Below are 25896 nucleotides of genomic sequence, written 5' to 3'. Positions count from 1 at the left end.
TCAGCAACGCCTTTTTCATACCTTGCCCTCCAGTTCTTTCGCCTGGTTGCGGTTGAACAGGATGATGGGGACTATCAGCACCGCCAGCATCACCACCGCCAGGGCGGACGCCACCGGCCAGTCGCGGTTGTTGAAGAACTCCTGCCACAGCACCTTGCCGATCATCAGAGTCTCAGGGCCGCCCAGCATCTCGGGGATGACGAACTCGCCCACCACGGGGATGAAGACCAGCATGCAACCGGCGATGATGCCGTTCTTGGAGAGCGGTACCGTGATCTGCCAGAAGCGGGTCAGGTTGCGGGCGCCGAGATCGGAGGCCGCCTCCAGCAGGCTCTGATCGTGCTTGACCAGGTTGGCGTAGAGCGGCAGCACCATGAACGGCAGGTAGGAGTAAACGATGCCGATGTAGACCGCCAGGTTGGTGTTGAGGATCTGCAAGGGCTCGTCTATCACCCCTATCCCCAGCAAGAAGCTGTTGAGCAGGCCGTTGTTGCTGAGGATGCCCATCCAGGCGTAGACCCGGATCAGGATGGCGGTCCAGGTCGGCATCATGATGAGCAACAGCAGAACTGTCTGGGTCTCCTTGTTGGCCCGCGCTATGGAGTAGGCCATGGGATAGCCGATCAGCAGGCACAGCAGGGTGCTGATGAAGGCCATCTTGAGGGAGCCCAGATAGGCCGCTATGTAGAGCTCATCCTCCTGCAGCAGCAGGTAGTTGCCCATGTGGAGCAAGATGGTGAGCTGATTGTCTGCCCAGGTCACCACGTCGGTGTAGGGCGGGATAGCCACATCCGCTTCGGCGAAGCTGATCTTCACCACTATGATGAAGGGCAGCAGGAAGAAGAGGAACAGCCAGAAGAAGGGGATGCCGATCACCAGCTGGCGTCCCCCCAACTGCTTGAGTCGTCTCAATGCCTTCATGATTGCAGCACCACGCCGCTGTCATCTTCCCAATAGAGGAACACCTGGTCATCCCAGGTTGGCCGCTTGCCGTGGCGTTCGGCATTGGCGATGAAAGCCTGAACGATTTTGCCCGAGGGCAGCTGGATGTGATAAACCGAATGGCCGCCCAGATAGGCGATGTCATAGACCTCACCCTTGGTCCAGTTGAAGTCCGGATGCTCGATCTCCTCCGGCTTGTGCAGACTCATCAGCAATTTTTCCGGCCGCAGGGCGTAGGTCACCTTCTTGTTCTCGGCACGGGAGCTGATGCCGTGGCCCACGTAAATGGGCTGCTCCAGATCCGCGCAGGCGATGGTGGCGTGGTCCTGCTCATCTTCCACCAGCAGGCCGTCAAACAGGTTGACGTTGCCGATGAACTCGCACACCAGCCGGCTGGCCGGGGTCTCGTAGATGTCCATCGGGCTGCCGATCTGCTCGATGCAACCCAGGTGCATGATGGCGATCCGTTCCGCCATGGTCATGGCCTCTTCCTGATCGTGGGTCACCATGACGCAGGTTACGCCGACTCGCTCGATGATCTCCACCAGCTCCAGCTGCATCTTGGAGCGCAGCTTCTTGTCCAGCGCCCCCATGGGCTCATCCAGCAGCAGCAGCTTGGGGCGCTTGGCCAGAGAGCGGGCCAGTGCGACCCGCTGGCGCTGACCGCCGGAGAGCTGGTGCGGCTTGCGACGGGCATACTGGGTCATCTGCACCAGCTTGAGCATCTCCTCCACCCGGGCGTCGACCTCCGCCTTGGGCAGGCCATCCTGCTTGAGACCGAAGGCGATGTTCTGCGCCACCGTCATATGAGGAAACAGGGCGTAGGACTGGAACATCATGTTGATGGGACGTTCATAGGGCGGCATGTCGGTAATGTCGACCCCATCCAGGAACAGCCGCCCCTCGGTGGGGCGCTCGAACCCGGCCAGCATCCGCAGCAAGGTGGACTTGCCGGAGCCTGAACCACCCAGCAGGGCGAAGATCTCGCCCTTGTGGATGTTGAGAGACACGTTATCGACCGCCAGCGTTTCGTCGAACTGCTTGCTTACCCTGTCTATTTTGACCAGCACTTCTTTACGCTGCTGGCTGCCCTCGAGGGCTTTCTTGTAGGCACTGGAGGCTATCGCCATTACCAAACTCCCAAAGGTGATACCGGCCGGGGCCGATCCATCAATACAATCTGGCGCCCCGGGATGGGCGCCAAGGTTAGGTTCCGGACTTGATCTTGGTCCAACTCCGGGTGATCAGGCGCTGCACCGAGCGGGGATGTGCTTCCTGCACATACAGACGCTCCAGCACCGCCTGGGGGGGATAGACTGACTCGTCATCGCGCACGGCCTTGTCCATGAACTCTCCCGCCTTGATGTTCGGGTTCGCGTAGCCCACGTAGTCGCTCACCTTGGCGATCACTTGCGGCTCGAGAATGTAGTTGATCAGGGCGTGAGCCTCTTTGACGTTGGTGGCATCGGAGGGGATCGCCATCATGTCGAACCACAGATTGCCCCCCTCCTTGGGGATGCTGTAGGCAATCTTTATTCCCTTGCCTGCCTCGTCGGCCCGGGCCGCCGCCTGCAGTATGTCACCGGAGAACCCCGCCGCCACACAGATGTCGCCATTGGCGAGATCCCCTATGTACTTGGAGGAGTGGAAGTAGGTCACATAGGGGCGCACCTTGAGCAACTGCTCTTCGGCACGCTTGAGATCCGCAGGATCGTGGCTGTTGGGGTTGAGGCCGAGGTAGTTCAGGGCTGCCGGGATCATCTCGTCCGCCGAGTCGAGGAAAGCCACCCCGCAATGGGAGAGCTTCTTCATGTTTTCCGGTTCGAAGATGATGGCCCAGGAGTCAATCTTGTCGACCCCGAGCGCCGCCTTGACCTTGTCGACGTTGTAGCCGATGCCGTTGGTGCCCCACAGATAGGGCACGGCGTACTGATGACCCGGATCCACCTTGTCGAGCTGCTTGAGCAGCAGGGGATCCAGATTGGCCAGATTGGGCAGCAGAGCGGGATCCAGCTTCTGGAAGGCCCCCGCCTGGATCTGCTTGGCCAGGAAATTGTTGGAGGGCACGACCAGATCGTAACCGGTGCGTCCGGTCAGCAGCTTGCCCTCCAGCGTCTCGTTGGAGTCAAACACGTCGTAGACGGTCTTGATCCCGGTCTTCTGCTGAAAGTCACTGAGGGTGGTCTCGCCGATATAATCGGACCAGTTGTAAAAATGAACCACAGGGGCTGCCTGGGTCAGATTTGCAAACCCCAGGGTCAGGGCCAGCGTTGCCATCTTGGTCATGTGCACTTATCAGTCCTCGTTTGTGTGATTTTGCCAGTCGCGCATCCATACGCGCCGTCCAACCTGTCGGGTGGTCACCACCCTCCCGGCCGAACTGCGGACCGGGAGGGGTACTCGTCACTTACTTACCTGATTTGATCTTGGTCCAGCTGCGGGTCATCAGACGCTGCACCTTGGCCGGCAGATCCGGGAAGGTGTAGATCTTCTTGAGGGTGTCCGCCGTCGGGTAGATGCCCGGATCGGTGCGGATCGCCTCGTCCACCAGCGGAGTGGCTGCCTTGTTGCCGTTCGGGAACTGCACCACGTTGGTGATGTTCGCGATCACTTCCGGCTTCATCAGATAGTTGATGAAGGTGTGGGCTGCCTCGACGTTCTTGGCATCCGCCGGGATGGCGATCATGTCGAAGAAGCTGCCAGCCCCCTCTTTCGGAATGGTGTAAGTCAGACTGACACCGTTCTTGGCTTCGGCGGCACGTGCCTTGGACTGCTGCAGGTCACCTGAGTAACCCACCGCCACGCACAGGTTGCCGTTGGCCAGATCCGAAATGTACTTGGAGGAGTGGAAGTAGGCGGTATAGGGGCGGATGGAGAGGAACAGCTCCTCAGCCTTCTTCAACTCGTCCGGCTTCTGGCTATCCGGCTTGAAGCCCAGGTATTGCAGGGCAGCCGGCAGCATTTCGGTCGGCGAGTCGAGGAAGGAGACACCGCACTCCTTCAACTTGGCCATGTTCTCCGGCTTGAACACCAGATCCCAGGAGTTGACCGGCGCATCGGCACCCAGCACGGCCTTCACCTTCTCGGCGTTGTAGGCGTAGCCAATGGTGCCCCACAGGTAAGGGATGGAGTACTGGTTGCCCGGATCGCTCGGTTCGAGCGCCTTGAGCAGATCGACATCCATGTTCTGCCAGTTGGAGAGTTTGGACTTGTCCAGCTTCTGGAAGACGCCTGCCTTGATCTGCTTGGCCAGGAAGGGGTTGGACGGCACGACGATGTCATAACCCGAACTGCCCGCCAGCAACTTGGCTTCCAGCACCTCGTTGCTGTCGAACACGTCATACACCACCTTGATGCCCGTCTCCTTCTGGAAGTTTTCCAGCGTATCCGGCGCTATGTAGTCGCTCCAGTTATAGACGTGCAGCACCTTCTCGTCGGCCATCGCCCCGGTACTCATCATGACCAGCGCCACGGAAGCAGCCATCATTCCCTTTTTAAAAGACATAGTCCTTGTCTCCTAAGCAAATTGTATGCGTAAGCCAATCTGCCCGGTTTCAGCCTATTCCTGCAGCTTTGCAGCCGTCAGATCCAGACTGAGCCTGGCCAGTTTGACCAATTCATCCACCTGTTCCTCGGTGATCACCAAGGGGGGCGATATGATCATGGTATCGCCGACAGCCCTCATCACCAAGCCATTGTTAAAACAGAACTCCCGACAGGTCATCCCGGCGTGCAGTTCGGCCGGGAAACGACGTTTCGTCTGTTTGTCCTGGACTATTTCCAACGCGGCGACCAGGCCTTTACCCCGGGTTTCTCCCACCAGCGGGTGATCGGCAAGCTCGCTCCAGCGGCGCTGCAAATAGGGGCCGATACTATCATGAACGCGCTTAACTATGCTCTCACTTTGCATAAGCTGGATGTTGGCAATGGCCACGGCGCAGGCCACCGGATGACCGGAATAGGTGAAGCCGTGGTTGAACTCGCCCCCCTCTTCCACCAGCACCCTGGCGACCCTGTCCCCCACCATCACGGCTCCCATCGGCAGGTAACCCGAGGTGATGCCCTTGGCCAGACACATGAGGTCAGGCTTGATGCCGAAGCCTTCGCTGGCGAACCAGTGGCCGGTGCGACCGAAACCGCAGATCACCTCGTCGGCGATGAGCAGGATGCCGTACTTGTCACAGATGCGCTGGATCTCGGGCCAGTAGCTGTCGGGGGGAATGATGACGCCGCCGGCCCCCTGGATTGGCTCGCCGATGAAGGCCGCCACCTTGTCCACCCCCAGCTCCAGAATCTTCTCTTCCAGCTGGCGGGCACGGGCCAGGCCGAACTCATGGGCGCTCATGCCCTCCCCCTCACCGAAGTGATAGGGCTGATCGATGTGGACTATGCCGGGAATGGGCAGACCACCCTGGGCGTGCATGCCCTTCATGCCCCCCAGACTGGCGCCCGCCACCGTGGAGCCGTGATAGGCGTTGTGGCGGCTGATGATCACCTGCTTGTCGGGCTGCCCCTTGCTGGCCCAGTAGTGACGCACCATGCGCAGCACAGTGTCGTTGCACTCCGAGCCCGAGCCGGTGAAGAAGACGTGGTTGAGATGGGGCGGCGTGATCTCGGCCAGCAGGGTCGCCAGTTCGGCGGCGGGGGGATGGCTGGTCTGGAAGAAGAGGTTGTAATAGGGCAGTTGCTGCATCTGTCTGGTGGCGGCATCCACCAGCTCCTGGCGGCCATAACCCAGGTTGACGCACCACAGGCCCGCCATCCCGTCCAGGATGCGGCGCCCGTCGGAGTCTTCCAGATAGACCCCCTCGGCCTTGGTGATGATGCGGCTGCCCTTCTTGTTCAGGGCCTGAAAGTCGGTAAAGGGATGCAGGTGGTGGCTGGCATCCAGTTGCTGCCACTCGCGGGTGGTCTGCTTCATTGCTTGCTCCTCGGTTCCTTCGATTTAAGCGATGTTTGTTCGTCAATGTCGAGGGCGGCTGGCACTCTCCCGGTCACTGCTACTCACGGGCGGAATGCTGCGTTGCTTGCTCCTCGGTTCCTTCGATGTAAGCGATGTTTGTTCGTCAATTGCTGAGGGCGGCTGGCCCACGGGCACGGTGCGGCCGCGAGCGGGCGCCATCAGCCGCCCCTCACGAGCCAGTGCCATCTTGCTTTGAGAGTGACGGGAGGGATCTGCGCCCCTCCCGAGACGGGTCAGACGTTCAGCAGCAGGAATTCCCGTTCCCAGCGGCTGATCACCCCGAAGTAGGTCTCGTACTCCTTGCGCTTGACCGCGACGAAGGCGCGAATGAAGCGTTCCCCCAGCATGTCCTTGATGGGCTCGCACTGCTCCAGATGGCTGAGCGACTCCTCCAGGGAACGGGGCAGGCTGTAGGGCAGGTCATAGGCACTCGCCTTCATCTCCTGCATGGGCTCCAGCTTCTCCAGCATGCCGAGGTAGCCGCAGGCCAGGGTGGCGGCCAGCGCCAGATAGGGATTGGCGTCGGCACCGGCGAAGCGGTTCTCGACCCGGCGCGCGCTCGGCTCGGAGAAGGGCACCCGCAGGCCGCAGGTGCGGTTTTCCACGCCCCACTGCACGTTGCGCGGCGCGCTCTCGCCGAAGGTGAGGCGGCGGTAGGAGTTGACGTTCGGCGCCAGCAGGGCGGTCACCGCCGGGGTGTACTTCTGCAGGCCGGCGATGAAGTGCATGAACTGCTCGGAGTTGCCCCCTTCGCTGGTGCCAAACAGGTTGCGCCCTTCGGCGTCTTCCAGGCTCTGGTGGATGTGCATGGCGGAGCCCGGCTCATCGCTCATGGGTTTGGCCATGAAGGTGGCATAGATGCCGTGACGGTGGGCCGCTTCCCGCATGGTGCGCTTGAACAGGAACACCTGGTCGGCGAGATCGATGGCGTCACCGTGCAGGAAGTTGATCTCCATCTGGGCGGCGCCGGACTCGTGGATCAGGGTGTCTACCTCCAGCTCCTGGGCCTCGCAGTAGTCGTACATATCCTCGAAGATGGGATCGAATTCGTTGACCGCATCTATGCTGAACGACTGGCGAGCCGTCTCGGGGCGGCCGTTGCGGCCCACCGGCGGCACCAGCGGATAGTCGGGGTCTTCGTTGCGCTTGACCAGATAGAATTCGAGCTCAGGGGCCACCACAGGCTTCCAGCCCTGCTTCTCGTAAAATGACAGGACCCGGCGCAGCACGGAGCGCGGCGCTATGTCGATCAGCTTGCCATTGATGTCGAAACAGTCGTGGATCACCTGAGCCGTGGGCTCCAGTGCCCAGGGCACGAAACGAATGGTGTTGGGATCGGGATAGAGCTGCATGTCCCGCTCCAGCGGGTCAATCATGCTGTCGTCATCCGGGTACTCGCCGGTCACCGTCTGGGTGAAGATGACCTCGGGCAGCCGCATGCCCCCTTCGCGCAGAAACTTGTTGGCTGGAATGATCTTGCCTCGGGCATTGCCGGTGAAATCCGGGAACAGGCACTCCACTTCCGTGATGCGATTGCTCTCCATCCAGCCCTTGATACTGTCCATGTTAAACCCCGACTCTACGGTTGTCATTGGCAAGGGTGTCTAATATAAGGAACACCCTTGTTAAGAAAATGTAATCGACCTCACCATAAAAGCCCGTGATAAAGGCCTTTGTCAAGCAGTGGTGTTTAAAAAACTATAAACAATGGCCGATATAATGACCAATGCGGCACCAAATACTAAACACTCTGTGTCACGATCAGCCCACTGCAAGCACGATGCCAAGGCTGGACAGAAGCTGCTCGATACTCAGTCAGCCCCTGTCGGAGCGGGCCCATTTCTTTGCAAGGGCGCACAATCCTTATCCAATTCTCTTTGCATACCTGCATTTTTTTGGTACAAGGCCCGCCCTGATTTGCACTCTCCTGCATGGATTTGGTGCAAATCGGACTACAGGGGCTTGGTCTGCGGGCCTAAAGCCCCCATAAATGGGAAAAATTGGGAAACTGACTGGTAGCAAACCCTATGTGTGATTTCATGACTGAAGACCAACTGGCCTTTTACAAGGGTCAGATCGAGCGACAAATCCTCGAGCTCGAAGAACGTCTCAACTCCCAAGCCAGCCAGGCCATCGCCACCGATACCAACGAGATGGCCGATGAAATTGATCGTGCCAGCATCGAGGAGGCCCGCCGTCTGGAGCTGAACCGCATCGAGCACGACAAGCTGCATCTGCGCAAGCTGAAAGGGGCGCTGAGACGCATCAATGAAGGGGACTTTGGTTACTGCGAGTCCTGCGGTGACGAGATCTCCCTCAAGCGGCTGCAGGCTCGCCCTGAGTCCCGCTTCTGCGTCGAGTGCCAGAGCACCAAGGAATTCAACGACACCCACGTGTTCCGCCGCGTCGCCTGATGCGCCAGTGAACCGTCACCACCTTGTCGCACCGGGCCGCTGGCAAGGCAGTGTACAGGCACCGGCATCCGTGTAGACAGACGAGCATGCCGGGCTGCACATGAACCTTGTTTGCGGCTTCACAGCAAGAGCGTGACAACTTCTGTTAGACTCCGGGCAAGTCCCGGACTCTACAGGAGATCAGAGCGTGAAATGGCTCATCAAGCTGTGTTTGTGCCTGCCGCTGCTGGCACAGGCGCAGACTCTCACCGTCAAGGTCCCCAGCCGACCGATCAATGACCTCGACAGCGAATACCAGCTCAAGCTGCTGGAGCTGGCACTCGACCGTGCCGGACAGCCCTACAAGCTGGAACGGGTCGACCTCAATCTCAATCAGTTCACCCTGCAGCAGGAGCTGCGCAAGGGCAAAACCATCAATGTGTTCTGGATGGGTACCTCCAGCGCCCTCGAATCCGCCCTGATCCCCGTCCCCATTCCGCTGTTCCGCGGTCTGGAAGGGCTGCGGCTGTCGTTCATCCACAGCGATGCCCAGGAGAAGTTCAACCAGGTCAACACCCTGGCGGATCTCAAGCAGCTGAAAGCGGCCCAGGGGGTCGGCTGGGCCGACAACAAGATCCTGGAGCAGGCGGGCATAGCGACCTATGCGGGGCGCTACAGCAACCTGTTCCGCCTCATCAACGACGGTGACAAGCTCGACTTCTTCCCCCGCGGTCTGGTGGAGATCTTCGCGGAACGCCGTGAGCTGGCGGCCCAGTACCCCAATCTCGCCATAGAGCAGCACCTGCTGATCCGCTACCCCTTCGCCGAGTTCTTCTTCGTCAGCCCAGAGTCCCCCAAGCTGGCCAAGGCGATCCAGACCGGACTGGAGCGGGCCTATGCCGACGGCAGCTTCATGACCTTCTTCCACGAGAATCCCAGGATCCGCGAGGCCCTGGCCAGCGCGAACCTGGAGCAGCGGGTCACCATATCCCTGCCCAACCCGGACATGACCCCCTTGCTCAGGAGCATTCCAGCCCAATATTGGGACTATCCGCCCAGGCAAGGGCAGTAATGCCGGGATTGGGACTACCCCCCAGACAGGGGCAGTAACGCAGCCAAGCATTCGCCGCCACAAGGGCGTTAGTCCCTGACCATCGGCTCGCAGGGAATAAGCGGGCCGGTTTCAACCGCAGCACCAGGGAGGTGCCATGAAGCGACTCGACGACTGGTTCAGGGACTACGGCCAGAGCCACCGGCACCCGGTCAATGTAGCCATCCACAAGGTGGCGGTGCCCGGTATCTACCTCTGTACCCTGGCCCTGCTCTGGTGCCTGCCGGCCGGGCCCTTGCCGCCCTCCCTCAACTGGGCGGCGCTGGTTGCCATTCCGGTGCTGGCCTTCTACCTGCAGCTGTCGTTTGCCCTGTTCGTGGGGATGGCGGCGCTGACCGCGCTGGGATTGGCCCTCTGCCACAGCTGGCAAGGCCCCTTGCTGTGGCCCGCCCTGTCCGGCTTCGCGCTGCTCTGGGTAGCCCAGTTCGTCGGCCACCGGATAGAGGGCAAACGCCCCTCCTTCCTCGCCGACCTGCAATTTCTGCTGGTCGGCCCCGCCTGGGTGCTGGCCAGCCTCTATCGTCGCTTGGGTATCCCCTACTGAGGGAGTCCAAAGGAGAAACCATGACACACAATTTCCCCCTCACCCGCGCCCTGCCTCTGCTGCTGGGCATGCTGTTTGCCGGTCCGGCGCTGGCCGACAAGGCCGATCCCGTCGGCGAGGTGAGCACCGCCTTCAAGCTGGTCGGCCCCAATCACAAGATCCTGGTGGAGGCGTTCGACGACCCCAAGATAGCCGGCGTCGCCTGCTATCTGGCGCGCCCCAAGACCGGGGGCGTCAAGGGCGGTCTCGGGCTGGCGGAAGATCCCTCCCACGCCTCATTGTCGTGCCACCAGATAGGTCCCATCACCCTGCCCGCCAAGCTCAAAGCCGGGGAAGAGGTGTTCGACGTCAGCACCTCACTGGTGTTCAAGGAGCAGAAGGTGGTGCGTTTTTACGACGAGAAGCGCAATGCGCTTGTCTATCTGACTTACAGCACCAAGTTGGTGGATGGTTCGTACAAGAGCGCAGTGAGCGCCGTCCCCATCATGCCCTGGGGCTGAATCCCCACCATTTATCCCGTGATGACGGTCACTATTTGTTGTAATTTAACCACATCATTTTCTGCGGAGAGCGCACCATGAGAGTCGCCGTTTTCAGTACCAAGAGCTACGACAAGGAACACTTCAATCAAGCCAACAGCCAGTACGGCTTCGAGCTGGAGTTCTTCGACGTGCGGCTGGAGGCCAAGACAGCCCGCCTCGCCCATCACTTCCCCGTGGTCTGCCTGTTCGTCAACGATGACGCAGACCGGGAGGTGCTGACCGAGCTGGCCGCCAACGGCACCAAGGTGATCGCCCTGCGCTGCGCCGGTTACAACAACGTGGATCTGGTCGCCGCCAAGGAGCTGGGTCTGAAAGTAGTGCGGGTGCCCGCCTACTCCCCCGAAGCCGTCGCCGAACACGCCGTGGGCCTGATGATGACCCTCAACCGCCGCATCCATAAGGCCTACCAGCGCACCCGCGACGCCAACTTCTCCCTGGAAGGGCTGGTCGGTTTCAACATGCACGGCCGCACCGCCGGCATCATAGGCACCGGCAAGATCGGCATCGCCACCCTGCGCATCCTCAAGGGCTTCGGCATGCGCCTGCTGGTGAGCGACCCCTACCAGAGCCAGGCGGCCATCGATCTCGGCGCCGAGTACGTGGACATCGACACCCTGCTGCGCCAGTCCGACGTCATCAGCCTGCACTGCCCCCTGTTCAAGGAGAACTACCACCTGCTGAACAAGGAGGCCTTCGCCAAGATGAAGGATGGTGTGATGATCATCAACACCAGCCGGGGCGGCCTGCTCGACTCCAACGCCGCCATCGAGGCCCTCAAGACCTCCCGCATCGGCGCCCTGGGGCTGGACGTCTACGAGGAGGAGGAAGATCTCTTCTTCGAGGACAAGTCCAACGAGGTGATCACCGATGACGTCTTCCGCCGTCTCTCCGCCTGCCACAACGTGCTGTTCACCGGTCACCAGGCCTTCCTGACCCGGGAGGCGCTGCACGCCATCGCCGACACCACACTCGGCAACATCCAGGCCATCGAGAGCCAGGGCCGCAGCGACAACGAGGTGGAGTGACCCCTCCCCTGGCGATGAAAGACAGAGGGAGCCACTCCCTCTGTACTTTGCGCCAACAGACGCCCTGCTCGTCCTATTGCCCCCTGCGACCTCAATAACCATGGCGCCGGGTTGTGAGACCCGACGTCATCAGGTAGGCTACCAGCCCTTTTTTGTACAGGAGTCTGGCAAGCATGTTCATCGAATTTGCTCACTGTACCTCCGACTGTGCGTCGGGTTGTAAGACCCGGCACCTTCGAGTAGGCCAGTCCTCCTTTTTTACTCTGGAGTCTGGCACCCATGTTTATCGGATTTGATTACGGTACCTCCAACTGTGCCGTCGCCGTGATGGAACAGGGCAGCCCCAGGCTGCTGACCCTCTCCGGTTCCCACTACCTCCCCTCCACCCTGCACGCGCCGCACCGGGACGCCATCGCCGGCCTGCTGGCCGAACGGCTGGCCAGCACCCAGCAAGCTGAGTACCTCAAGCTGCGCGGCCCCGTGGTGACCCGGGCTCAGGCGGTGCGTCGCCAGATGCGCGAAGAGGGGCTCATCGACGAACTCAGCTTCGGCGGGGCGGCGCTGGAGCGCTATCTGGAGGAGCCGGATGACGGTTACTACATCAAGTCGCCGAAATCCTTCCTCGGGGCCTACGGCCTCAAGGCGCCCCAGATCGCCCTGTTCGAGGACATCGTCTGCGCCATGATGCTGCACGTCCGCCACGAGGCGGAGCAGCAGACAGGTGCCCCCGTGCGCCAGGCGGTGATAGGTCGCCCGGTCAACTTCCAGGGGCTGGCCGGGGAGGAGAGCAACCGCCAGGCCATCGCCATCCTGGGTGAGGCTGCCCGCCTCGCCGGCTTCGAGCGGGTGGAGTTTCTCTACGAGCCGGTCGCCGCCGGCTTCGAGTTCGAGGCACGCCTCACCGAGGATGCTGTGGTGCTGGTGGTGGACATAGGCGGCGGTACCACCGACTGCTCCATGCTGCGCATGGGCCCCAGCCACCGCGACCGGCTCGATCGCAGCGGCGATCTGCTCGGTCACAGCGGCCAGCGCATCGGCGGCAACGACTTCGACATCCGCCTGACGGTGGAGGGCATGATGCCGCTGCTCGGCATGCACGAGACCCTCAAGACCGGCAAGCCCCTGCCCCACCCGCTGTTCTGGGACGCGGCCGCCATCAACGACGTCAGCGCCCAGAGCCGCTTCTACAGCCTGGATACCGCCCGCCAGCTGCAGGATCTGCAGCTCGACAGCCAGCCCGGCAGCAAGCTCTCACGGCTCGCCAGCCTGCGGGCCCACAAGCTGAGCCACCAGCTGGTGTGGCGCGCCGAGCAGGGCAAGATCGCCCTGTCCGACCATGAGCTCAATCACCAGACCCTGAACGAGCTGGAGAAGGGGTTGGAGGCTGAACTCACTCGCCCTCAGCTGGCCAGTGCCTCGACCCCCCTGCTGGAGAAGATTGGCGAGCTGATGGACGAGGCGATCGCCGCCGCCGGCGTGTCGCCGGACCGGGTCTTCGTCACCGGTGGCAGCGCCCGCTCCCCCCTCATCAAGGCCTTCATTCGCCAGAAGCTGCCCGCAGTGCCTCTGGAAGGAGGGGATGACTTCGGCTCTGTGGCTTCGGGCCTTGCCCGCTACGCCGAACGGCTGTTCGCCGGCTGATCCCCGACACGCCAAAGGCTACCCACCACATCCCCTCTGGAAGGAGGGGATGACTTCGGTTTGATAACCTCGGGCCTGGCCCGTTACGCCGAGCGGCTGTTCGCCGGCTGATCCCCGACACGCCAAAGGCTACCCACCACATCCCCTCTGGAAGGAGGGGATGGCTTCGGCTCTGTGGCTTCGGGCCTGGCCCGCTACGCCGAGCGGCTGTTCGCCGGTTGAGGTACCGGCAGGGGTCCATGGGCGACCCCTGCTGCCTGAAACGAGGCTCGCCCGGGGCGGGTGTTGCCATTTACCGACACCCCCCTTCCCCTGAGGGCGACAGAAGCGGTCGGGCTGGCCCCCCCTCGCCCTGCCTCCCGGGCCATGGCACGGGTATGCTTGTCGCTCCCATCACCGGAGCCCCTTCCATGCCCAGATTTCTGCTACTGCTGCTCGCCCTGCTCCTGCTCAGCGCCTGCAGCAGTACTCCCCGCTTCGCCTCGCAAGATCTGCAGCACCACCACTGGGTGCTCGACAAGCTGGATGGCCAGGCCATCCCCAGCAGCCGCGTCAATCCCCCCGATATCGAGATAGGGGAGCACTTCACCGTCAATGGCATCGCCGGGTGCAACCGCTACTTCGGCCAGGGCCATCTCGAGGATGACAGACTCTGGGTTACCAGCCTCGGCAGCACGGCCATGGCCTGCCCGCCCCGGCTCGACCAGATCGAACAGGCGGTACTCGCCACCCTGATGGAGGGCGCGACCCTGAGCGGCACGCCACAGACCCTGATCCTGACCGGAAAACAGCACCGTTTGGAATACAGACTGCGAGACTGGGTGTACTAGGGCTCACAAAACCACTCGCCGACAGGAACAACTGGCCCAGCTGTGGCACAATATGAGGCACTGTTCGCAATGGAGGCTGCCTCAGCCATGTCGATGGATCGCCTGTTTGGCAAGATCAAACAACTGCCCACAATCCCGCAGCTGCTGCACGAGCTGATGCAGAGTTTCAACGATGAGAATGCCCGCATCGACGAGATCGCGGCCAAGATCGCCATGGACCAGGTGATCAGCGTCAAGGTGCTGCGGATGGCCAACTCCGCCGCCCTGCGCCGGGGCAACGAGGTGACCTCCATCGAGCAGGCGGTGATCCGCCTCGGCTTCAACCGCTTGCGCTCCGTGGTGGTCGCCTCCGGCATCATCAGCAGCTTCAAGGCCCCCCCGGGCTTTGACAAGCACCGCTTCTGGACCCAGACCTTCCAGGTCGCCACCATAGCCCGCACCCTGGCCCAGCAGACCAAGGCGGTGGATCCGGAGAGCGCCTTCACCTGCGCCCTCATTCACAACATCGGCGAGCTGCTGATCCAGAGCACCCTGCCGGAGGAGGCCGGGCTCATCAACCTGGCCATCGAGAAGGGGAGCAGCCGGGTCGAGGCCCAGCGGGAGATGCTGGGGTACGACTATGCCCAGCTCGGCGCCGAGCTGGCGAAGCGCTGGAACCTGTCGGCCTCCTTCGTCGATGCCATCGCCCAGCAGCTGGATCCCCTCTCCCACGATCCGGTGAGCAAGGAGGCGGTGCTGATCCGGCTCTCCGTCTTCGTCTCCTTCGCCTGGCACGCCGGGGTACCGGCCCAGGCCATCATAGCGCGCTTCCCCAAGCCGCTGGCCGACCAGCTCGGGCTGGATCCCGCCACCCTGGCGGATCAGCTGGAGCAACTCCACGAGCAGGGCAATGCCCTCGCCGACCTCCTGACCCAGTAGCCTCTGGCCACCCTCTGATGCAGTAGATACCATGACCCATCCCTTCCTGTTTCATCCCCAGGTGGCACCCTGGTTCAAAGAGAGTGCCGATACCCTGTTGCTCACCCTGTTCAGCGAGCTGGACGCCACCATCCGCGAGGTGTGGCTGCGCCATGAGCCGGACAACGAGGAATATCTGGTAGCCATGCGCCCCGTTTCGACCCGGGACAGGCTGCAGGTCTGGCAGGTCGAGCTGCCGCTGGCCAAGGGGCAGGAGATCCACCTCTACTGCTTCAAGTGCCTCACCGACCAGGAGCAGTGGTGGCTGCACGGGGCGGGCGTCAGCGCCACCATGCCGCCGCGGGAGCAGCATTTCCGCTTCAACAGCCATCACCAGCCGCCGACCTGGGTACAGGATCAGGTCTTCTACCAGATCTTCCCCGACCGCTTCTGCAACGGCGATCCGTCGCTGAGCGTCAAACATCACGAGTACGAGTACCGCGGCAAGGCGGTCATCAGCAAGGCCTGGGGGGAGCCGGTCAGCCGCCACGAGGAGGGCCACGGCGCCTGCGAGTTCTACGGCGGGGATCTGGCGGGCATAGACGCCAAGTTGCACTATCTGCAATCCCTCGGGGTGACGGCGCTCTACCTCAACCCCATCTTCGATTCGCCGAGCAACCACAAGTACGACACCCAGGACTACTACAGCGTCGATCCGCACCTCGGCACCAATGCCCAGTTTGCCGAGCTGACCCGCAACCTGCATCAGCGCGGCATGAAGATCATCCTGGACGCCGTGGTCAACCACACCTCCACCGACCACCCCTGGTTCTGCCCGCCGCTGGGGGCCCAGAGCAACCCTGACTCCCCCTGGCGCAGCTTCTACACCTTCGACCAGGAAGGGGATTATGTCAGCTGGAAGGGCATCCGCAGCCTGCCCAAGCTGGACTTTGCCAGCGAGCAGGTGCAGGACGCCGTGTATCGGGCAGATAACGCCATTCTGCGCTACTGGATGCGCGCCCCCTACCAGATCGACGGCTGGCGCTTCGACGTCATCCACATGCTGGGGGAGCGGGGCTCGGCCATGGGCAACAGCGGCCATGTGCGTGCCATTCGCGGCGCCGTCAAGCAGGAGAACCCGGACGCCTACGTGCTCGGCGAACACTTCTTCGAGGCGAGCCAGTGGCTGCAGGGGGATCAGGAGGACGGCGCCATGAACTACTACGGCTTCGCCCACCCCATCCGCGCCTTCCTGGCGGGGCAGGATATCGCCTATCACCCCATCAAGATCAGCGCCGAGGAGCTGGACAGATGGCTCAAGCTGGCCCGGGCCCATATCCCGTTCAAGAACCAGCTGGCCCAGTTCAACCTGTTGGACAGTCACGACACCGCCCGCTTCCTCCACCTGCTGGGGGAGGACAAGCAGCGCATGCGGCTCGCCGCCACCCTGCTCATCACCTATATCGGCGTGCCCTCCATCTACTACGGCGACGAGGTGGGGCTCTCCGGCGGCAACGATCCGGACTGCCGTCGCTGCTTCCCCTGGGACACCACGGACTGGGATCATGTGCTGCACGATCACTATCGCCGCCTGATCCAGCTGCGCCGCCAGCGTCCGGCCCTGCGCCGGGGCGACATCCAGACCCTCTACGCCGGCCCTCACAGCTATGTGTTCGCCCGCACCCTGCAAAGCGATCAGGTGGTGGTGGCCTGCAACCGCCACCCCACCGAGCCGCGCACCATCAGCCTGCCCCTGTGGCAGACCGCCAGCCCCGCCAGCCGCTTCACCGACGCCTTCAACGGCGACAAGTTCGAGGTGGTGCAAGGGGAGGTGCAACTCACCATACCGGCCAACTCGGCCAGGGTGCTGCTCTCCAGCTAAATGCGCTGTTGGCGCGCTGAAAAGCAAAACCGGAGCCCAAGGCTCCGGTTTTTCTTTATGTCGCTTCGGCCAGCCTTGTGGCAACCCCAGGCAACCTCAGTAGTTGATGCTGACGTAGGGCACTTCGGGCACGTCCCAGGCCTGCTTGAGGTAGACGGTGAGTACGAAGAAGAAGTTGGCCAGCAGATTGGCGAAACGATAGAGGATGGGATCGAAGCGCACGCCGCTCTCTTCGAGGCGCACCAGCAGGCGCACCACCTTCTTGCTGCCGCAGCGGCACAGGTGCAGGGTGGGGATGGGCTGGGGTCCCTGGGGCAGCACGAAACCGGTGACCCGGCCGCGGCTCGCCTCGTTGTAGTGATCGTAACGCCCCTTCAGCCAGTCCAGATCCTCCTCGAAGATGCCGAGCCTGCCGCGCACCGAGCCGTTGAGGTTGTAGATGAGTCGCTGCAAGGTAGCCAGATCCGCCAGCATGGGCTGGGTGTCGGCATCCGGCACCAGGTGGGACAGCACGGCCCCCACTTGGCAGCAGAGCTCGTCGGTGGCGATCTCGTAGTCGCACTGGAACTGGGTCTCGAAGATGAAGGGGTAGCAGAGCTCGCGCTTGTCTCTTGGCTTCTTGGGGTTCATGGCATCGTCTGGCTGGAGAAAAGGGCAGTTTGCCAGCCCCGGCCCGGGCTGGCAAACGCCGCATCAGAGGGGCGACGAACCGGGATCAGCTCGTCGCCATCTGCTGGCCGAGCAGCCTCATGGCCTCCAGCATCCGCTGGTTGAAGCCCATGAAACCGGCGCTCTCGGCCGCCTCGCCCTGGCCTCGCGCCGCCAGCACCGCAGGGGTCAACGCCTGCTGCTGGGCAGGCGGCAACAGGGCATCGGCCTGCTGCTGCAGCTGACTCAGCTTCGGCAGGTAGTCCGCCAGCGGCTTGAGCCCCTCCTGCAGCGAATGGGCCCCCTGATAGGTCTGGCTCAAGCGGGCCGACTGCTTGAGCTTGAGGGAGTAGGAGGCCAGCTGGCTGTCGTCCAGTTGCAGCCCATCCAGCCTGTCAGCCAGGGTCTTGCCCTCCCCGCCCCCGAAGAACTGGCCAGCCAGCTCGTCCAGCCCCTTGACCAGCTTGCCGATGGCGTCCATCTCGCCACTGTCGAGATCCCCCTCCAGGGAGAAGTCGAAACTCTGGCTCGACTTGAGGCTGAACTGGTTGCCGCTCCCGTCGCTTCGGGACTTGAACTGCCAGCTGTCGCTGAAGCGCAGCATCACCTTGTCCCCGTCCCGGGTCTCTATCTCGAGGAAGGCCTGCTGCCGGCTGGCCATCTTGGCCGCCCCGAGATCCGTGGTCGAGACCTCGCCAAGGAACTCTTGCTCGAAGGACTCCAGCCCCTCCTGGATCAACTTGTAGCTCTGATCCATGCCGGTCTTGATGTCCTCGTTGTCCGCCCAGTCCCCGAGCTGCTTTCTGGCGTCGCCGAAGCCCATATCCACGCCCTTGCGGGCCTGCTCCATCATCTTGGCCAGATCCTCATCCGACTTGCCGTCGGCACGGGCCGCCCCCAGCCGTCCGGTGACGAACTGCAGCACGTTGTCCGCCACGGCCTCGTAATCGAACAGGGTCTCCGGGGTGATAGCCTCTGGAGGATCCAGCTTGAACTCCTGACTCCTGGGGGCCTGATAGTGCTGGCCGTTGATCTCCAACGCGAATTGCAGCGCCTGCTGGATCAGCACCTGGGCCCACTTCGGGGGCTTGTTCAGGGAGACCTCATCCCCCTTGTCCGCCGTTTTCGACTCTGCCTGTTGAGGCGATTTGGGAGCAATGCCCACTCCCTTGGGTTGGGCTGCGCCCATGCCATCGATCTGCATCATCACTCTCCCGCCATACTGGTGGATCGGCTATCGGCCCGACTGGCCACTTCTTGACCACAAAAAACTTGGACAATCCGCGACGGCCTTTTAAAATCCCCACCCTTTGGTTGGCTGCGGCCTTCTCCCGGTTTCTGCCCGGCCCTGCCGGTGTGCATCTGAGGTATCTATGACCCAATCCCAGCGGACCCCCGCCGACTACCAGGCCCAGCTCGACGAGAAGCGCGATCGCCTCACCCAGCTGTTCGCCGACTTCAACCCGCCCGCGCTTGAGGTCCATGCCTCCCCCGCCGAGCACTACCGGATGCGTGCCGAGTTCCGCATCTGGCACGAGGGGGATGACCTCTTCCACTGCATGTATGCCCAGGCCACCAAGGAGATCATCCGGGTCGACAGCTTCCCCACCGCCAGCCTGCTCATCAACCGGCTGATGCCGGTGCTGCTGGCAGGGCTTCGCCCGCACCCGGTGCTGCGCCGCAAGCTGTTCCAGATAGACTACCTCTCCACCCAGTCCGGCCAGCTGTGCGTCAGCCTGCTCTACCACCGCAAGCTGGAGGCGGAGTGGCAGCAGGCCGCAGAGGCCCTGCAGGCCGACCTGCGGGCCCAGGGCTTCGATCTGCAACTGATTGGCCGCGCCCACAAGCAGAAGATCTGCCTGGGGGAGGAGTTCGTCATCGAGCGGCTCAACGTGCAAGGCCGCGAGCTGGTCTACAAGCAGGTGGAGAACAGCTTCACCCAGCCCAATGCCGCCATCAACGAGCAGATGCTGGGCTGGGCGCTGGATGTGACCCGCGGCAGCGAGGGGGACCTGCTGGAGCTCTACTGCGGCAACGGCAACTTCTCCATCGCCCTGGCGCAGAACTTCCGCAAGGTGCTGGCCACCGAGATCGCCAAGCCGAGCGTGGACTCCGCCCAGTTCAACATCGCCGCCAACGGAGTGGACAACCTGATCATACTGCGCATGTCGGCGGAGGAGTTCACCATGGCGATGCGCGGCGAGCGGGAGTTCAACCGCCTCAAGGGGGTCGATCTCGGCGCTTACCAGTGCAACACCATCTTCGTCGACCCGCCCCGGGCCGGTCTCGACGACGCCACAGTCCGGCTGGTGCAGGAGTACGACAACATCCTCTACATCTCCTGCAACCCCGAGACCCTGCAGGCCAACATGGCAGTACTGGGCGAGACCCACGAGATCGCCCGCTTCGCCCTGTTCGACCAGTTCCCCTGGACCCACCATATGGAAGCCGGTGTCTATCTGCGCCGCAAGGCGGGCTGATTCGAACCGCCTCCCCCCGGCCCGCCACATGGAAACCGGGGGTATCTACGCCACAAGGCGGACCAAACTCTCCCCTCATCCCCACCCTTCTCCCGCCAGGGGAGAAGGGTGCAAAGGGCCCGCGGGCCCTGTTTTGATTAGTTATCCCGGTGCAGAGCGCTGGCGCAGCCGTTATGCTGGCGACACGCGCATTCGCGCCATAGCCGGGGGCCACGCCGCCATGCCACGCGTTCTGTTTGTTGAAGATGATCCCGACATAGGCCAGCTCATCAGCAGCTGGCTCGGCCGCCACGACATAGAGGTGCTGCTGGAGACCCGGGGCGATCTCGCGCTGGCCAGGGTGGCGGCCGAACAGCCCGATCTGGTGCTACTCGACATCATGCTGCCGGGGCAGGACGGCCTCTCCCTGTGCCGGGATCTACGGCCACGCTTTGCCGGCCCCATCGTCATGCTCACTTCGCTCGACAGCGACATGAACCAGATCCTCAGCCTGGAGCTCGGGGCCAACGACTACATCCTCAAGACCACACCGCCCCCCGTGCTGCTGGCCCGACTGCGGGTCCAGTTCCGCCAGCAGGGGCTGGCGCCGCAACCGGCCGCCCTCAGCGCGCCCCCCCAGCGCCTGCAATTTGGTCGCCTGCGGATCGACGGCCCGGGGCGGGACGTGCGCCTCGATGGCAACAGCGTGCCCCTCTCCACCGCCGATTTCGATCTCTTGTGGGAGCTGGCCTGCCATGCGGGCCAGATCCTGGGGCGGGAGGCGCTGTTTCGCAGCCTGCGGGGCCGCGACTACGACGGCCAGGACCGCAGCATGGACGTGGCCATCTCCCGCCTGCGCCGCCGGCTCGGGGATGACAGCAACAACCCGACCCGAATCAAGACGGTGCGCCAGAAGGGCTATCTACTGGTACCCCAGGCCTGGGAATAAGCTGTTACCGAATGACCTTGATGCTCTCTGCTCCCTTCTCCCCTTGCGGGAGAAGGGTTGGGGATGAGGGGGGCGCCCAGACGCAATCCAGGCAAGAGGAGAGCCCCCATGCGCCGCCTGTTTATCCAGTTCTACCTGCTGCTGATCGGCTGCTTCGGCCTCGCCATCCTGCTCATCGGCCTGGTCTATCAGGTCAGTGCCGAGCGGGCGGGGGACCGCTATCTCGAGCACATGATGCAGGGCTCCCTGGGGCTGCTCACCGGCGAGCTGGCCCGGCTGCCCCCCGCACGCTGGCCCGCCCGCATGGGGGAGCAGAGCCAGCAGCTCAACCTGCCGCTGCAACTCGGCGCCCTCGCCAACCAGCCGCTGGCCAGGGAGGATCAGGCCTTCCTCGAGGCGGGCAACATCGTCATCGTCGAGGAGGATGACACCTTCCTGCAGCGCATCCCGGGCACCGACCAGGTGCTGATCGTCGGCCCCGTCCCCTATCTCTCCTACCTGCACGAGCTGCACTGGGTGGACGTGGGCCTGCTGCTGCTCATCGGCCTCTCCCTCGGCCTGCCGATCCTGCTCTGGCTGCGCCCCCACTGGCACGGCCTGCAACGGCTCGAACAGACGGCCCGCCGGGTCGGTGACGGGGATCTCTCCTGCCGCACCGGCCTGCCTCCCGGCAGCAGCCTGGGCCGGGTGGGACGCACCTTCGATCAGATGGCCGAGCAGTTGCAGGCCATGCTGGCCAGCCGCAAGCAGCTGACCGACGCCATCGCCCACGAGCTGCGCACCCCCCTGGTGCGGCTGCGCTACCGACTCGCCATGCTGGCCGAGCCTCCCTCGGCCGAGGAGCAGCAGGGGCTGGAGCGGGATCTCGGCGCGCTGGACGCCCTCATCGAGGAGATGCTCACCTATGCCAGGCTGGATCGCCCCGAGCTGCCGCTGCAGTGCAGCGATCTCGAGCTGGGCTGCTGGGCCGGGGAGCGGCTCCCGGACTGGCAGGCGCTGCGCCCGGACAGACACCTGGCACTCCAGCTTCCCGCCCATCCCCTGCCCTGGCGCGGCGACATCCGCCTGCTGGACAGGGCGCTGGAGAACCTCATCGGCAACGCCCTGCGCCATGCCGCCAGCCGGGTGAGCCTCACCATGAGCCGGCAGCAGGATCACTATCTGCTGGAGGTGGCCGACGACGGCCTCGGCATAGATCCGGCGCTGGCGCCCCAGATCTTCGAGCCCTTCGTGCGGCTGGATCAGAGCCGGGACAGACGCACTGGCGGCACGGGCTTAGGCCTCGCCATAGTGCGCAGCATAGCGCGCCACCACGGCGGCGAGGTGCAGTTGCTGCCCACCGAGACGGGAGCCCGCTTCTGCCTCAGGCTGCCCGTACATTTGGATACAAACCGTCACCAGCCACTCACTGAACCTCAGGCCCGGCAGCCCTAGGATGACGTCATGGAGAGCCGCTCCATGTCATCAAACCGAACGAGGAACTGGAATATGAAAAAGCTGATCCCCCTGAGCCTGGCCGCTGTCTTCGCCCTGACCTCCGGCTTCACCATGGCAGCCACCCCGACCAAGGCTGCCGCACCCCAGGCCACCCAGACCAAGGTGGTGAAAAAGCATCACAAGGCGACCCATGCCGCACCGGCCGTGAAAGTGGCCCCCAAGACCAAGTAACAGGCGCACAAGCTCCCAATGAAAAGGGGCCCCATCATGGGGCCCCTTTTGTCGTGCTCAGTCGGCTCAATCCTGCATGTAATCTGCCGGCAGCGCGATGCGCGCCACCCCGGAGGCTACCGCTGCCAGCGCCACGGCGCGGGCCACACGGGGCAGCAGACGGGCATCCATCGGCTTGGGAATGACGTACTCCTTGCCGAAGGAAAGCGCACTCACCCCGGCGGCGGTCAGCACCTCGGCCGGTACGGGTTCTTTCACCAGGCCACGGATCGCCTCCACCGCCGCCACCTTCATGGCATCGTTGATGCGACTGGCGCGCGCGTCCAGGGCGCCGCGGAAGATGAAGGGGAAGCAGATGACGTTGTTGATCTGGTTCGGATAGTCGGAACGACCCGTGCCCATGATGAGATCGCTGCGCACCGAGTGGGCCAGGGCGGGCTTGATCTCGGGATCCGGGTTGGAGCAGGCGAAGATCACCGGATTGGGGGCCATCAGCGCCACCGCCTCCGCAGACAGCACGTCCGGGCCGGAGACGCCGACAAACACGTCCGCCCCGTCGATGACATCCATCAGGGTGCGCAGCGGCGTGTCGTTGGCGAAGCGCTGCTTGTACTGGTTGAGATCGGTGCGACCGCTGTGGATCACCCCCTGACGGTCCAGCATAAAGATGTTCTGTGGCGCAGCGCCGCACTTGATCAGCAGGTCCATACAGGCGGTGGCGGCGGCACCGGCGCCCATGCAGACGATGCGGCTCTGCTCGATGCGCTTGCCCTGCACTTCCAGCGCGTTGAGCAGGCCGGCGGCGGTGACGATGGCGGTGCCGTGCTGATCATCGTGGAACACCGGAATGTCGCAGCGCTCGATCAGCGCCTGCTCTATCTCGAAGCACTCGGGAGCCTTGATGTCTTCCAGGTTGATGCCGCCGAAGGTGTCGGCGATGGCGGCGACAGTGTCGATGAACTGCTGGCTGGTCTCGTGCTTCACCTCGATGTCGATGGCGTCGATGCCGGCGAATCGCTTGAACAGCAGGGCCTTGCCCTCCATCACCGGCTTGGAGGCCAGCGGCCCCAGATTGCCCAGCCCCAGGATGGCGGTGCCGTTGGAGATGACGGCCACCAGGTTGCCCTTGCCGGTGTAGCGGTAGGCATCGGCCGGGTTGGCGGCGATTTCGCGCACCGGCTCGGCGACGCCAGGGCTGTAGGCCAAGGCCAGATCCCGCGCGGTCTCGGCGGGCTTGGTGAGGGCTATGGCTATCTTGCCGGGAATGGGCTGGGCGTGGTAATCGAGCGCTTGTTGACGAAGATCGTGCTGCTGATCGGACATGGGGGACCCCGATACGGAAGTGAATGAGTGGTGCATTGGCTCGCCGGTGGCGAGGGCTGGGGATCATAAAGAAAACCCGCCCCCTTTCACAGCAGAAAATATCGCCAAGTCGCACTGACAGCTGACTCAGCAGCATCTCATGCCGCTCTCAAATACCTATTTAGTTATAGATTCGATTTCAGTCCATCACGGGAATACCGGCCCTCGCCTCCGCCTGGCGGGCGATGGCCTCCGTCATCCCCTGGAAGATGAAGAGGTGGAAGGGCAGCATGGCGAGCCAGTAGGCCAGGCCCCAGGCCCCCTGGGGGTGCCAGTGGGCGGTCACCCTGAGCCGGGTCAGGCCGGACTCCTGGGGCTGGATGTTGAACTCCAGTCGCCCGACGCCAGGGGCCTTCATGTTGAACAGCAGATCCAGCCTGCGCCCCTCGTCCACCCCGAGGATCTGCCAGGAGTCCAGCATGTCCCCCTTCACGAAGCGATCCGGATTGGTGCGCCCCCGGGTGAGCGCCGGGCCCCCTATCAGGTGATCCATCCATTCGCGTACCACCCACAGCTCGTTCATGTAGAAGTAGCGCTGCTCACCCCCCAGCTGCTGCAGCACCTGCCACACCACCTCGGGGGAGGCGAGGCACTCGGCCTCCCCGCTGGCGGTGCGATCGTAGAAGCCGTACTCGGGATGTCGCCAGCGCAGGCCGAGCGGCGTCTCCTCCCCCTGTTGCTCGGCGCCGAGCTTCTGCTCCAGCGCCAGGCTCTCCGTCAGCGCCTCGTCGAAGCTGAGCAGGTGCTGGGGCAGCAGGGCCCGCAGTGGACCATCGTCGGCCGGAATGTCGTGCTTGAGGCCGCCCACCAGCGCCTTGGCGATGGGTTGGGGCACAGAGGTGGCAAACTGCAGCCACCAGGCGGAGAGCCGCGGGCTCAGGAAGGGGATGGGAATGATGGGGCAACGCTTGCCAATGTGGGCCGCAAACCTCTGCAACTGCTGCTGATAGCTGAGCAGCTCGGGGCCGGCCGCGTTGAAGATGCGGCCATCCACCCCTTGCGCCTCCACCAAGCCGCCCAGATAGTGCAGCAGGTTGGAGAGGGCTATGGGGGGCGTGCGGGAGCGCACCCACTTGGGCGTCACCATCATGGGCAGGTTGAACACCAGATCCCGCATCACCTCGAAGGCGGCGGAGCCGGGCCCTATGATGATGCCGGCCCGCAGCTCCACCGTGGGCACCCCCGCCTCCCGAAACAGCTCGCCGCAGTGGCGACGGGAGTTGAGATGGCGGCTGTTGCAGGGGATCGGTTGTATGGCCCCCAGATAGACGATGCGGCGCACCCCGGCGGCGCGGGCGGCGGCGGCGAAGTTCTTCACCCCCTGCTGCTCCAGCCGGTGAAAACCGGCGCCTGCCCCCATGGCGTGCACCAGATAGAAGACGGTATCCACCCCGGCAAGGGCCGGCAGCAGGGTGATGGGCTTTAGGCTGTCGGCGAGACGAAACTCCACCCCCTCCGGCAGGCGGCAGGGGCGGCGCGCACCGGCGATCACCCTGTAACCCAGCCCTTGCAGATGGGGTACCAGATAGGAACCTATGTAACCCGCCGCACCCATCACCAGACAGTTTCGCATTCCAACACTCCTTGCCATCCCCCATGGACTCGCACCACCATAGGGCAAAGCGGGACAATACAGAACGCCGGCCAGTAAAAAAGGCGCCCGATGGGCGCCTTTTTCAGAATTCTTCAGAAGTAAGATTACTTCTTGGCAGTCAGACCACCGAAACGCTTGTTGAACTTGTCTACGCGGCCGCCGCTAGAAACTTCTTTCTGCTTGCCGGTATAGAACGGGTGGCATGCGGAGCACACGTCCAGGTTCAGATCTTTACCCAGGGTAGAGAAGGTATTGATGACGTTACCGCAAGAGCACTTGCAGGTGATGGCTACGTACTCGGGATGGATACCAGCTTTCATGGACAACCTCGATTATCAGGCCGTGTCGCCATCCGATCTCTTGTCGGACACCACACGATTGTTGAACACAGTTTCAAAGGCTGCGAATAATATAGGAAATGCCTGAGTTCAGGCAAGTGGCTTCGC

24 protein-coding genes are annotated in these 25896 nt (G+C 63.1%); 13 read left to right on the top strand and 11 right to left on the bottom strand.

Annotated features, from left to right (window positions below; all coding sequences use genetic code 11):
- Positions 1-15 precede the first annotated feature (15 nt).
- From OC537_RS15365 to OC537_RS15340, 6 genes are all read right to left on the bottom strand, one after another.
- Positions 16-921, bottom strand: a complete 906-nt coding sequence (locus tag OC537_RS15365; protein ID WP_111910851.1) for an ABC transporter permease subunit — start codon at positions 919-921, stop codon at positions 16-18.
- Positions 918-2072, bottom strand: a complete 1155-nt coding sequence (gene potA / locus OC537_RS15360) for a polyamine ABC transporter ATP-binding protein (protein ID WP_005328474.1) — start codon at positions 2070-2072, stop codon at positions 918-920. Before potA ends, OC537_RS15365 begins: the two co-directional genes overlap by 4 nt.
- Before the next feature lie 76 nt (positions 2073-2148).
- On the bottom strand, positions 2149-3228 hold the full coding sequence (locus OC537_RS15355; RefSeq protein ID WP_205598900.1) for a polyamine ABC transporter substrate-binding protein: 1080 nt from the start codon (positions 3226-3228) through the stop codon (positions 2149-2151).
- Between the two features lie 121 nt (positions 3229-3349).
- Positions 3350-4447, bottom strand: a complete 1098-nt coding sequence (locus tag OC537_RS15350) for an extracellular solute-binding protein (RefSeq protein ID WP_106885489.1) — start codon at positions 4445-4447, stop codon at positions 3350-3352.
- A 54-nt stretch (positions 4448-4501) separates the two neighbouring features.
- A complete protein-coding gene (locus tag OC537_RS15345) occupies positions 4502-5863 on the bottom strand; it encodes an aspartate aminotransferase family protein (RefSeq protein ID WP_163157590.1) in 1362 nt (453 codons plus the stop codon).
- A 275-nt stretch (positions 5864-6138) separates the two neighbouring features.
- Positions 6139-7470, bottom strand: coding sequence for a glutamine synthetase family protein (locus OC537_RS15340; RefSeq protein WP_106885487.1), 1332 nt, complete (start codon positions 7468-7470; stop codon positions 6139-6141).
- Between the two features lie 462 nt (positions 7471-7932).
- Here OC537_RS15340 and OC537_RS15335 point away from each other — a divergent pair, with 462 nt between their 5' ends.
- From OC537_RS15335 to malZ, 9 genes are all read left to right on the top strand, one after another.
- The gene (locus OC537_RS15335; RefSeq protein WP_025328724.1) at positions 7933-8319 is read left to right on the top strand and encodes a TraR/DksA family transcriptional regulator; all 387 of its coding nucleotides are present in this window, start codon (positions 7933-7935) and stop codon (positions 8317-8319) included.
- Positions 8320-8506: 187 nt separating this feature from the next.
- Positions 8507-9370 (top strand): hypothetical protein, encoded by an 864-nt coding sequence (locus OC537_RS15330; protein ID WP_234690565.1) that lies wholly within the window; start codon positions 8507-8509, stop codon positions 9368-9370.
- A 136-nt stretch (positions 9371-9506) separates the two neighbouring features.
- On the top strand, positions 9507-9953 hold the full coding sequence (locus OC537_RS15325; RefSeq protein WP_262112537.1) for a DUF962 domain-containing protein: 447 nt from the start codon (positions 9507-9509) through the stop codon (positions 9951-9953).
- A 20-nt stretch (positions 9954-9973) separates the two neighbouring features.
- Positions 9974-10453, top strand: coding sequence for a CreA family protein (locus OC537_RS15320; RefSeq protein ID WP_163137486.1), 480 nt, complete (start codon positions 9974-9976; stop codon positions 10451-10453).
- A 77-nt stretch (positions 10454-10530) separates the two neighbouring features.
- Positions 10531-11520 (top strand): 2-hydroxyacid dehydrogenase, encoded by a 990-nt coding sequence (locus OC537_RS15315; RefSeq protein ID WP_262112534.1) that lies wholly within the window; start codon positions 10531-10533, stop codon positions 11518-11520.
- A gap of 279 nt (positions 11521-11799) precedes the next feature.
- Positions 11800-13161 (top strand): molecular chaperone, encoded by a 1362-nt coding sequence (gene yegD / locus OC537_RS15310; protein ID WP_262112532.1) that lies wholly within the window; start codon positions 11800-11802, stop codon positions 13159-13161.
- Positions 13162-13571: 410 nt separating this feature from the next.
- Entirely contained in the window at positions 13572-13991 is a 420-nt protein-coding gene (locus OC537_RS15305) for an META domain-containing protein (RefSeq protein WP_234676415.1), read from the top strand.
- A gap of 69 nt (positions 13992-14060) precedes the next feature.
- Positions 14061-14909, top strand: a complete 849-nt coding sequence (locus tag OC537_RS15300; RefSeq protein ID WP_042649203.1) for an HDOD domain-containing protein — start codon at positions 14061-14063, stop codon at positions 14907-14909.
- Between the two features lie 31 nt (positions 14910-14940).
- Positions 14941-16770, top strand: coding sequence for a maltodextrin glucosidase (malZ, locus tag OC537_RS15295; protein ID WP_262112529.1), 1830 nt, complete (start codon positions 14941-14943; stop codon positions 16768-16770).
- A 96-nt stretch (positions 16771-16866) separates the two neighbouring features.
- Here the strand turns inward: malZ and OC537_RS15290 are convergent, their stop codons facing one another.
- Both OC537_RS15290 and OC537_RS15285 read right to left on the bottom strand, forming a co-directional pair.
- Entirely contained in the window at positions 16867-17400 is a 534-nt protein-coding gene (locus OC537_RS15290; protein WP_262112527.1) for an ATP--cob(I)alamin adenosyltransferase, read from the bottom strand.
- A gap of 85 nt (positions 17401-17485) precedes the next feature.
- Positions 17486-18622: a DUF5610 domain-containing protein gene (locus tag OC537_RS15285; RefSeq protein WP_262113280.1), complete on the bottom strand. Its 1137-nt coding sequence runs from the start codon at positions 18620-18622 to the stop codon at positions 17486-17488.
- A 169-nt stretch (positions 18623-18791) separates the two neighbouring features.
- Here OC537_RS15285 and trmA point away from each other — a divergent pair, with 169 nt between their 5' ends.
- The 4 genes from trmA (at position 18792) to OC537_RS15265 (ending at position 22494) form a co-directional block, all read left to right on the top strand.
- Positions 18792-19898: a tRNA (uridine(54)-C5)-methyltransferase TrmA gene (trmA, locus tag OC537_RS15280; protein ID WP_262112525.1), complete on the top strand. Its 1107-nt coding sequence runs from the start codon at positions 18792-18794 to the stop codon at positions 19896-19898.
- A 220-nt stretch (positions 19899-20118) separates the two neighbouring features.
- Positions 20119-20826 carry a two-component system response regulator RstA gene (rstA, locus tag OC537_RS15275; RefSeq protein WP_262113278.1) on the top strand — a complete coding sequence of 236 codons (708 nt, stop codon included), beginning with the start codon at positions 20119-20121 and terminating at the stop codon, positions 20824-20826.
- 108 nt (positions 20827-20934) lie between these two features.
- On the top strand, positions 20935-22260 hold the full coding sequence (rstB, locus tag OC537_RS15270) for a two-component system sensor histidine kinase RstB (RefSeq protein WP_262112523.1): 1326 nt from the start codon (positions 20935-20937) through the stop codon (positions 22258-22260).
- 54 nt (positions 22261-22314) lie between these two features.
- Positions 22315-22494 carry a hypothetical protein gene (locus OC537_RS15265; RefSeq protein ID WP_025328738.1) on the top strand — a complete coding sequence of 60 codons (180 nt, stop codon included), beginning with the start codon at positions 22315-22317 and terminating at the stop codon, positions 22492-22494.
- Positions 22495-22560: 66 nt separating this feature from the next.
- On the opposite strand, the gene OC537_RS15260 is transcribed toward OC537_RS15265, so the two are convergent.
- From OC537_RS15260 to rpmE, 3 genes are all read right to left on the bottom strand, one after another.
- The gene (locus tag OC537_RS15260) at positions 22561-23817 is read right to left on the bottom strand and encodes a malic enzyme-like NAD(P)-binding protein (RefSeq protein ID WP_262112521.1); all 1257 of its coding nucleotides are present in this window, start codon (positions 23815-23817) and stop codon (positions 22561-22563) included.
- Between the two features lie 178 nt (positions 23818-23995).
- Positions 23996-25429, bottom strand: a complete 1434-nt coding sequence (locus tag OC537_RS15255; RefSeq protein WP_163137476.1) for a DUF2867 domain-containing protein — start codon at positions 25427-25429, stop codon at positions 23996-23998.
- Positions 25430-25554: 125 nt separating this feature from the next.
- Complete coding sequence (gene rpmE, locus OC537_RS15250) at positions 25555-25770, bottom strand: 50S ribosomal protein L31 (RefSeq protein WP_025328741.1); 216 nt, start codon at positions 25768-25770, stop codon at positions 25555-25557.
- Between the last annotated feature and the right edge of the window lie 126 nt (positions 25771-25896).

The organism is Aeromonas sp. Marseille-Q5825 (assembly GCF_946892685.1).
In the GTDB taxonomy this organism is placed as follows: domain Bacteria; phylum Pseudomonadota; class Gammaproteobacteria; order Enterobacterales; family Aeromonadaceae; genus Aeromonas; species Aeromonas rivipollensis.
The sequence above is the reverse complement of the archived record's forward strand: the minus strand, read 5'-3'. Positions and strand labels throughout refer to the sequence as shown.

Coding starts and splice junctions, on each gene's coding strand:
- OC537_RS15305 (WP_234676415.1), top strand. CDS start 13,572: ATGCCCAGATTTCTGCTACTGCTGCTCGCCCTGCTCCTGCTCAGCGCC.
- OC537_RS15285 (WP_262113280.1), bottom strand. CDS start 18,622: ATGCAGATCGATGGCATGGGCGCAGCCCAACCCAAGGGAGTGGGCATT.
- OC537_RS15335 (WP_025328724.1), top strand. CDS start 7,933: ATGTGTGATTTCATGACTGAAGACCAACTGGCCTTTTACAAGGGTCAG.
- potA (WP_005328474.1), bottom strand. CDS start 2,072: ATGGCGATAGCCTCCAGTGCCTACAAGAAAGCCCTCGAGGGCAGCCAG.
- OC537_RS15320 (WP_163137486.1), top strand. CDS start 9,974: ATGACACACAATTTCCCCCTCACCCGCGCCCTGCCTCTGCTGCTGGGC.
- OC537_RS15265 (WP_025328738.1), top strand. CDS start 22,315: ATGAAAAAGCTGATCCCCCTGAGCCTGGCCGCTGTCTTCGCCCTGACC.
- yegD (WP_262112532.1), top strand. CDS start 11,800: ATGTTTATCGGATTTGATTACGGTACCTCCAACTGTGCCGTCGCCGTG.
- OC537_RS15290 (WP_262112527.1), bottom strand. CDS start 17,400: ATGAACCCCAAGAAGCCAAGAGACAAGCGCGAGCTCTGCTACCCCTTC.
- OC537_RS15355 (WP_205598900.1), bottom strand. CDS start 3,228: ATGACCAAGATGGCAACGCTGGCCCTGACCCTGGGGTTTGCAAATCTG.
- OC537_RS15365 (WP_111910851.1), bottom strand. CDS start 921: ATGAAGGCATTGAGACGACTCAAGCAGTTGGGGGGACGCCAGCTGGTG.
- OC537_RS15340 (WP_106885487.1), bottom strand. CDS start 7,470: ATGGACAGTATCAAGGGCTGGATGGAGAGCAATCGCATCACGGAAGTG.
- OC537_RS15255 (WP_163137476.1), bottom strand. CDS start 25,429: ATGCGAAACTGTCTGGTGATGGGTGCGGCGGGTTACATAGGTTCCTAT.
- trmA (WP_262112525.1), top strand. CDS start 18,792: ATGACCCAATCCCAGCGGACCCCCGCCGACTACCAGGCCCAGCTCGAC.
- rpmE (WP_025328741.1), bottom strand. CDS start 25,770: ATGAAAGCTGGTATCCATCCCGAGTACGTAGCCATCACCTGCAAGTGC.
- OC537_RS15300 (WP_042649203.1), top strand. CDS start 14,061: ATGGAGGCTGCCTCAGCCATGTCGATGGATCGCCTGTTTGGCAAGATC.
- OC537_RS15260 (WP_262112521.1), bottom strand. CDS start 23,817: ATGTCCGATCAGCAGCACGATCTTCGTCAACAAGCGCTCGATTACCAC.
- OC537_RS15325 (WP_262112537.1), top strand. CDS start 9,507: ATGAAGCGACTCGACGACTGGTTCAGGGACTACGGCCAGAGCCACCGG.
- OC537_RS15345 (WP_163157590.1), bottom strand. CDS start 5,863: ATGAAGCAGACCACCCGCGAGTGGCAGCAACTGGATGCCAGCCACCAC.
- malZ (WP_262112529.1), top strand. CDS start 14,941: ATGACCCATCCCTTCCTGTTTCATCCCCAGGTGGCACCCTGGTTCAAA.
- OC537_RS15350 (WP_106885489.1), bottom strand. CDS start 4,447: ATGTCTTTTAAAAAGGGAATGATGGCTGCTTCCGTGGCGCTGGTCATG.
- rstB (WP_262112523.1), top strand. CDS start 20,935: ATGCGCCGCCTGTTTATCCAGTTCTACCTGCTGCTGATCGGCTGCTTC.
- OC537_RS15315 (WP_262112534.1), top strand. CDS start 10,531: ATGAGAGTCGCCGTTTTCAGTACCAAGAGCTACGACAAGGAACACTTC.
- rstA (WP_262113278.1), top strand. CDS start 20,119: ATGCCACGCGTTCTGTTTGTTGAAGATGATCCCGACATAGGCCAGCTC.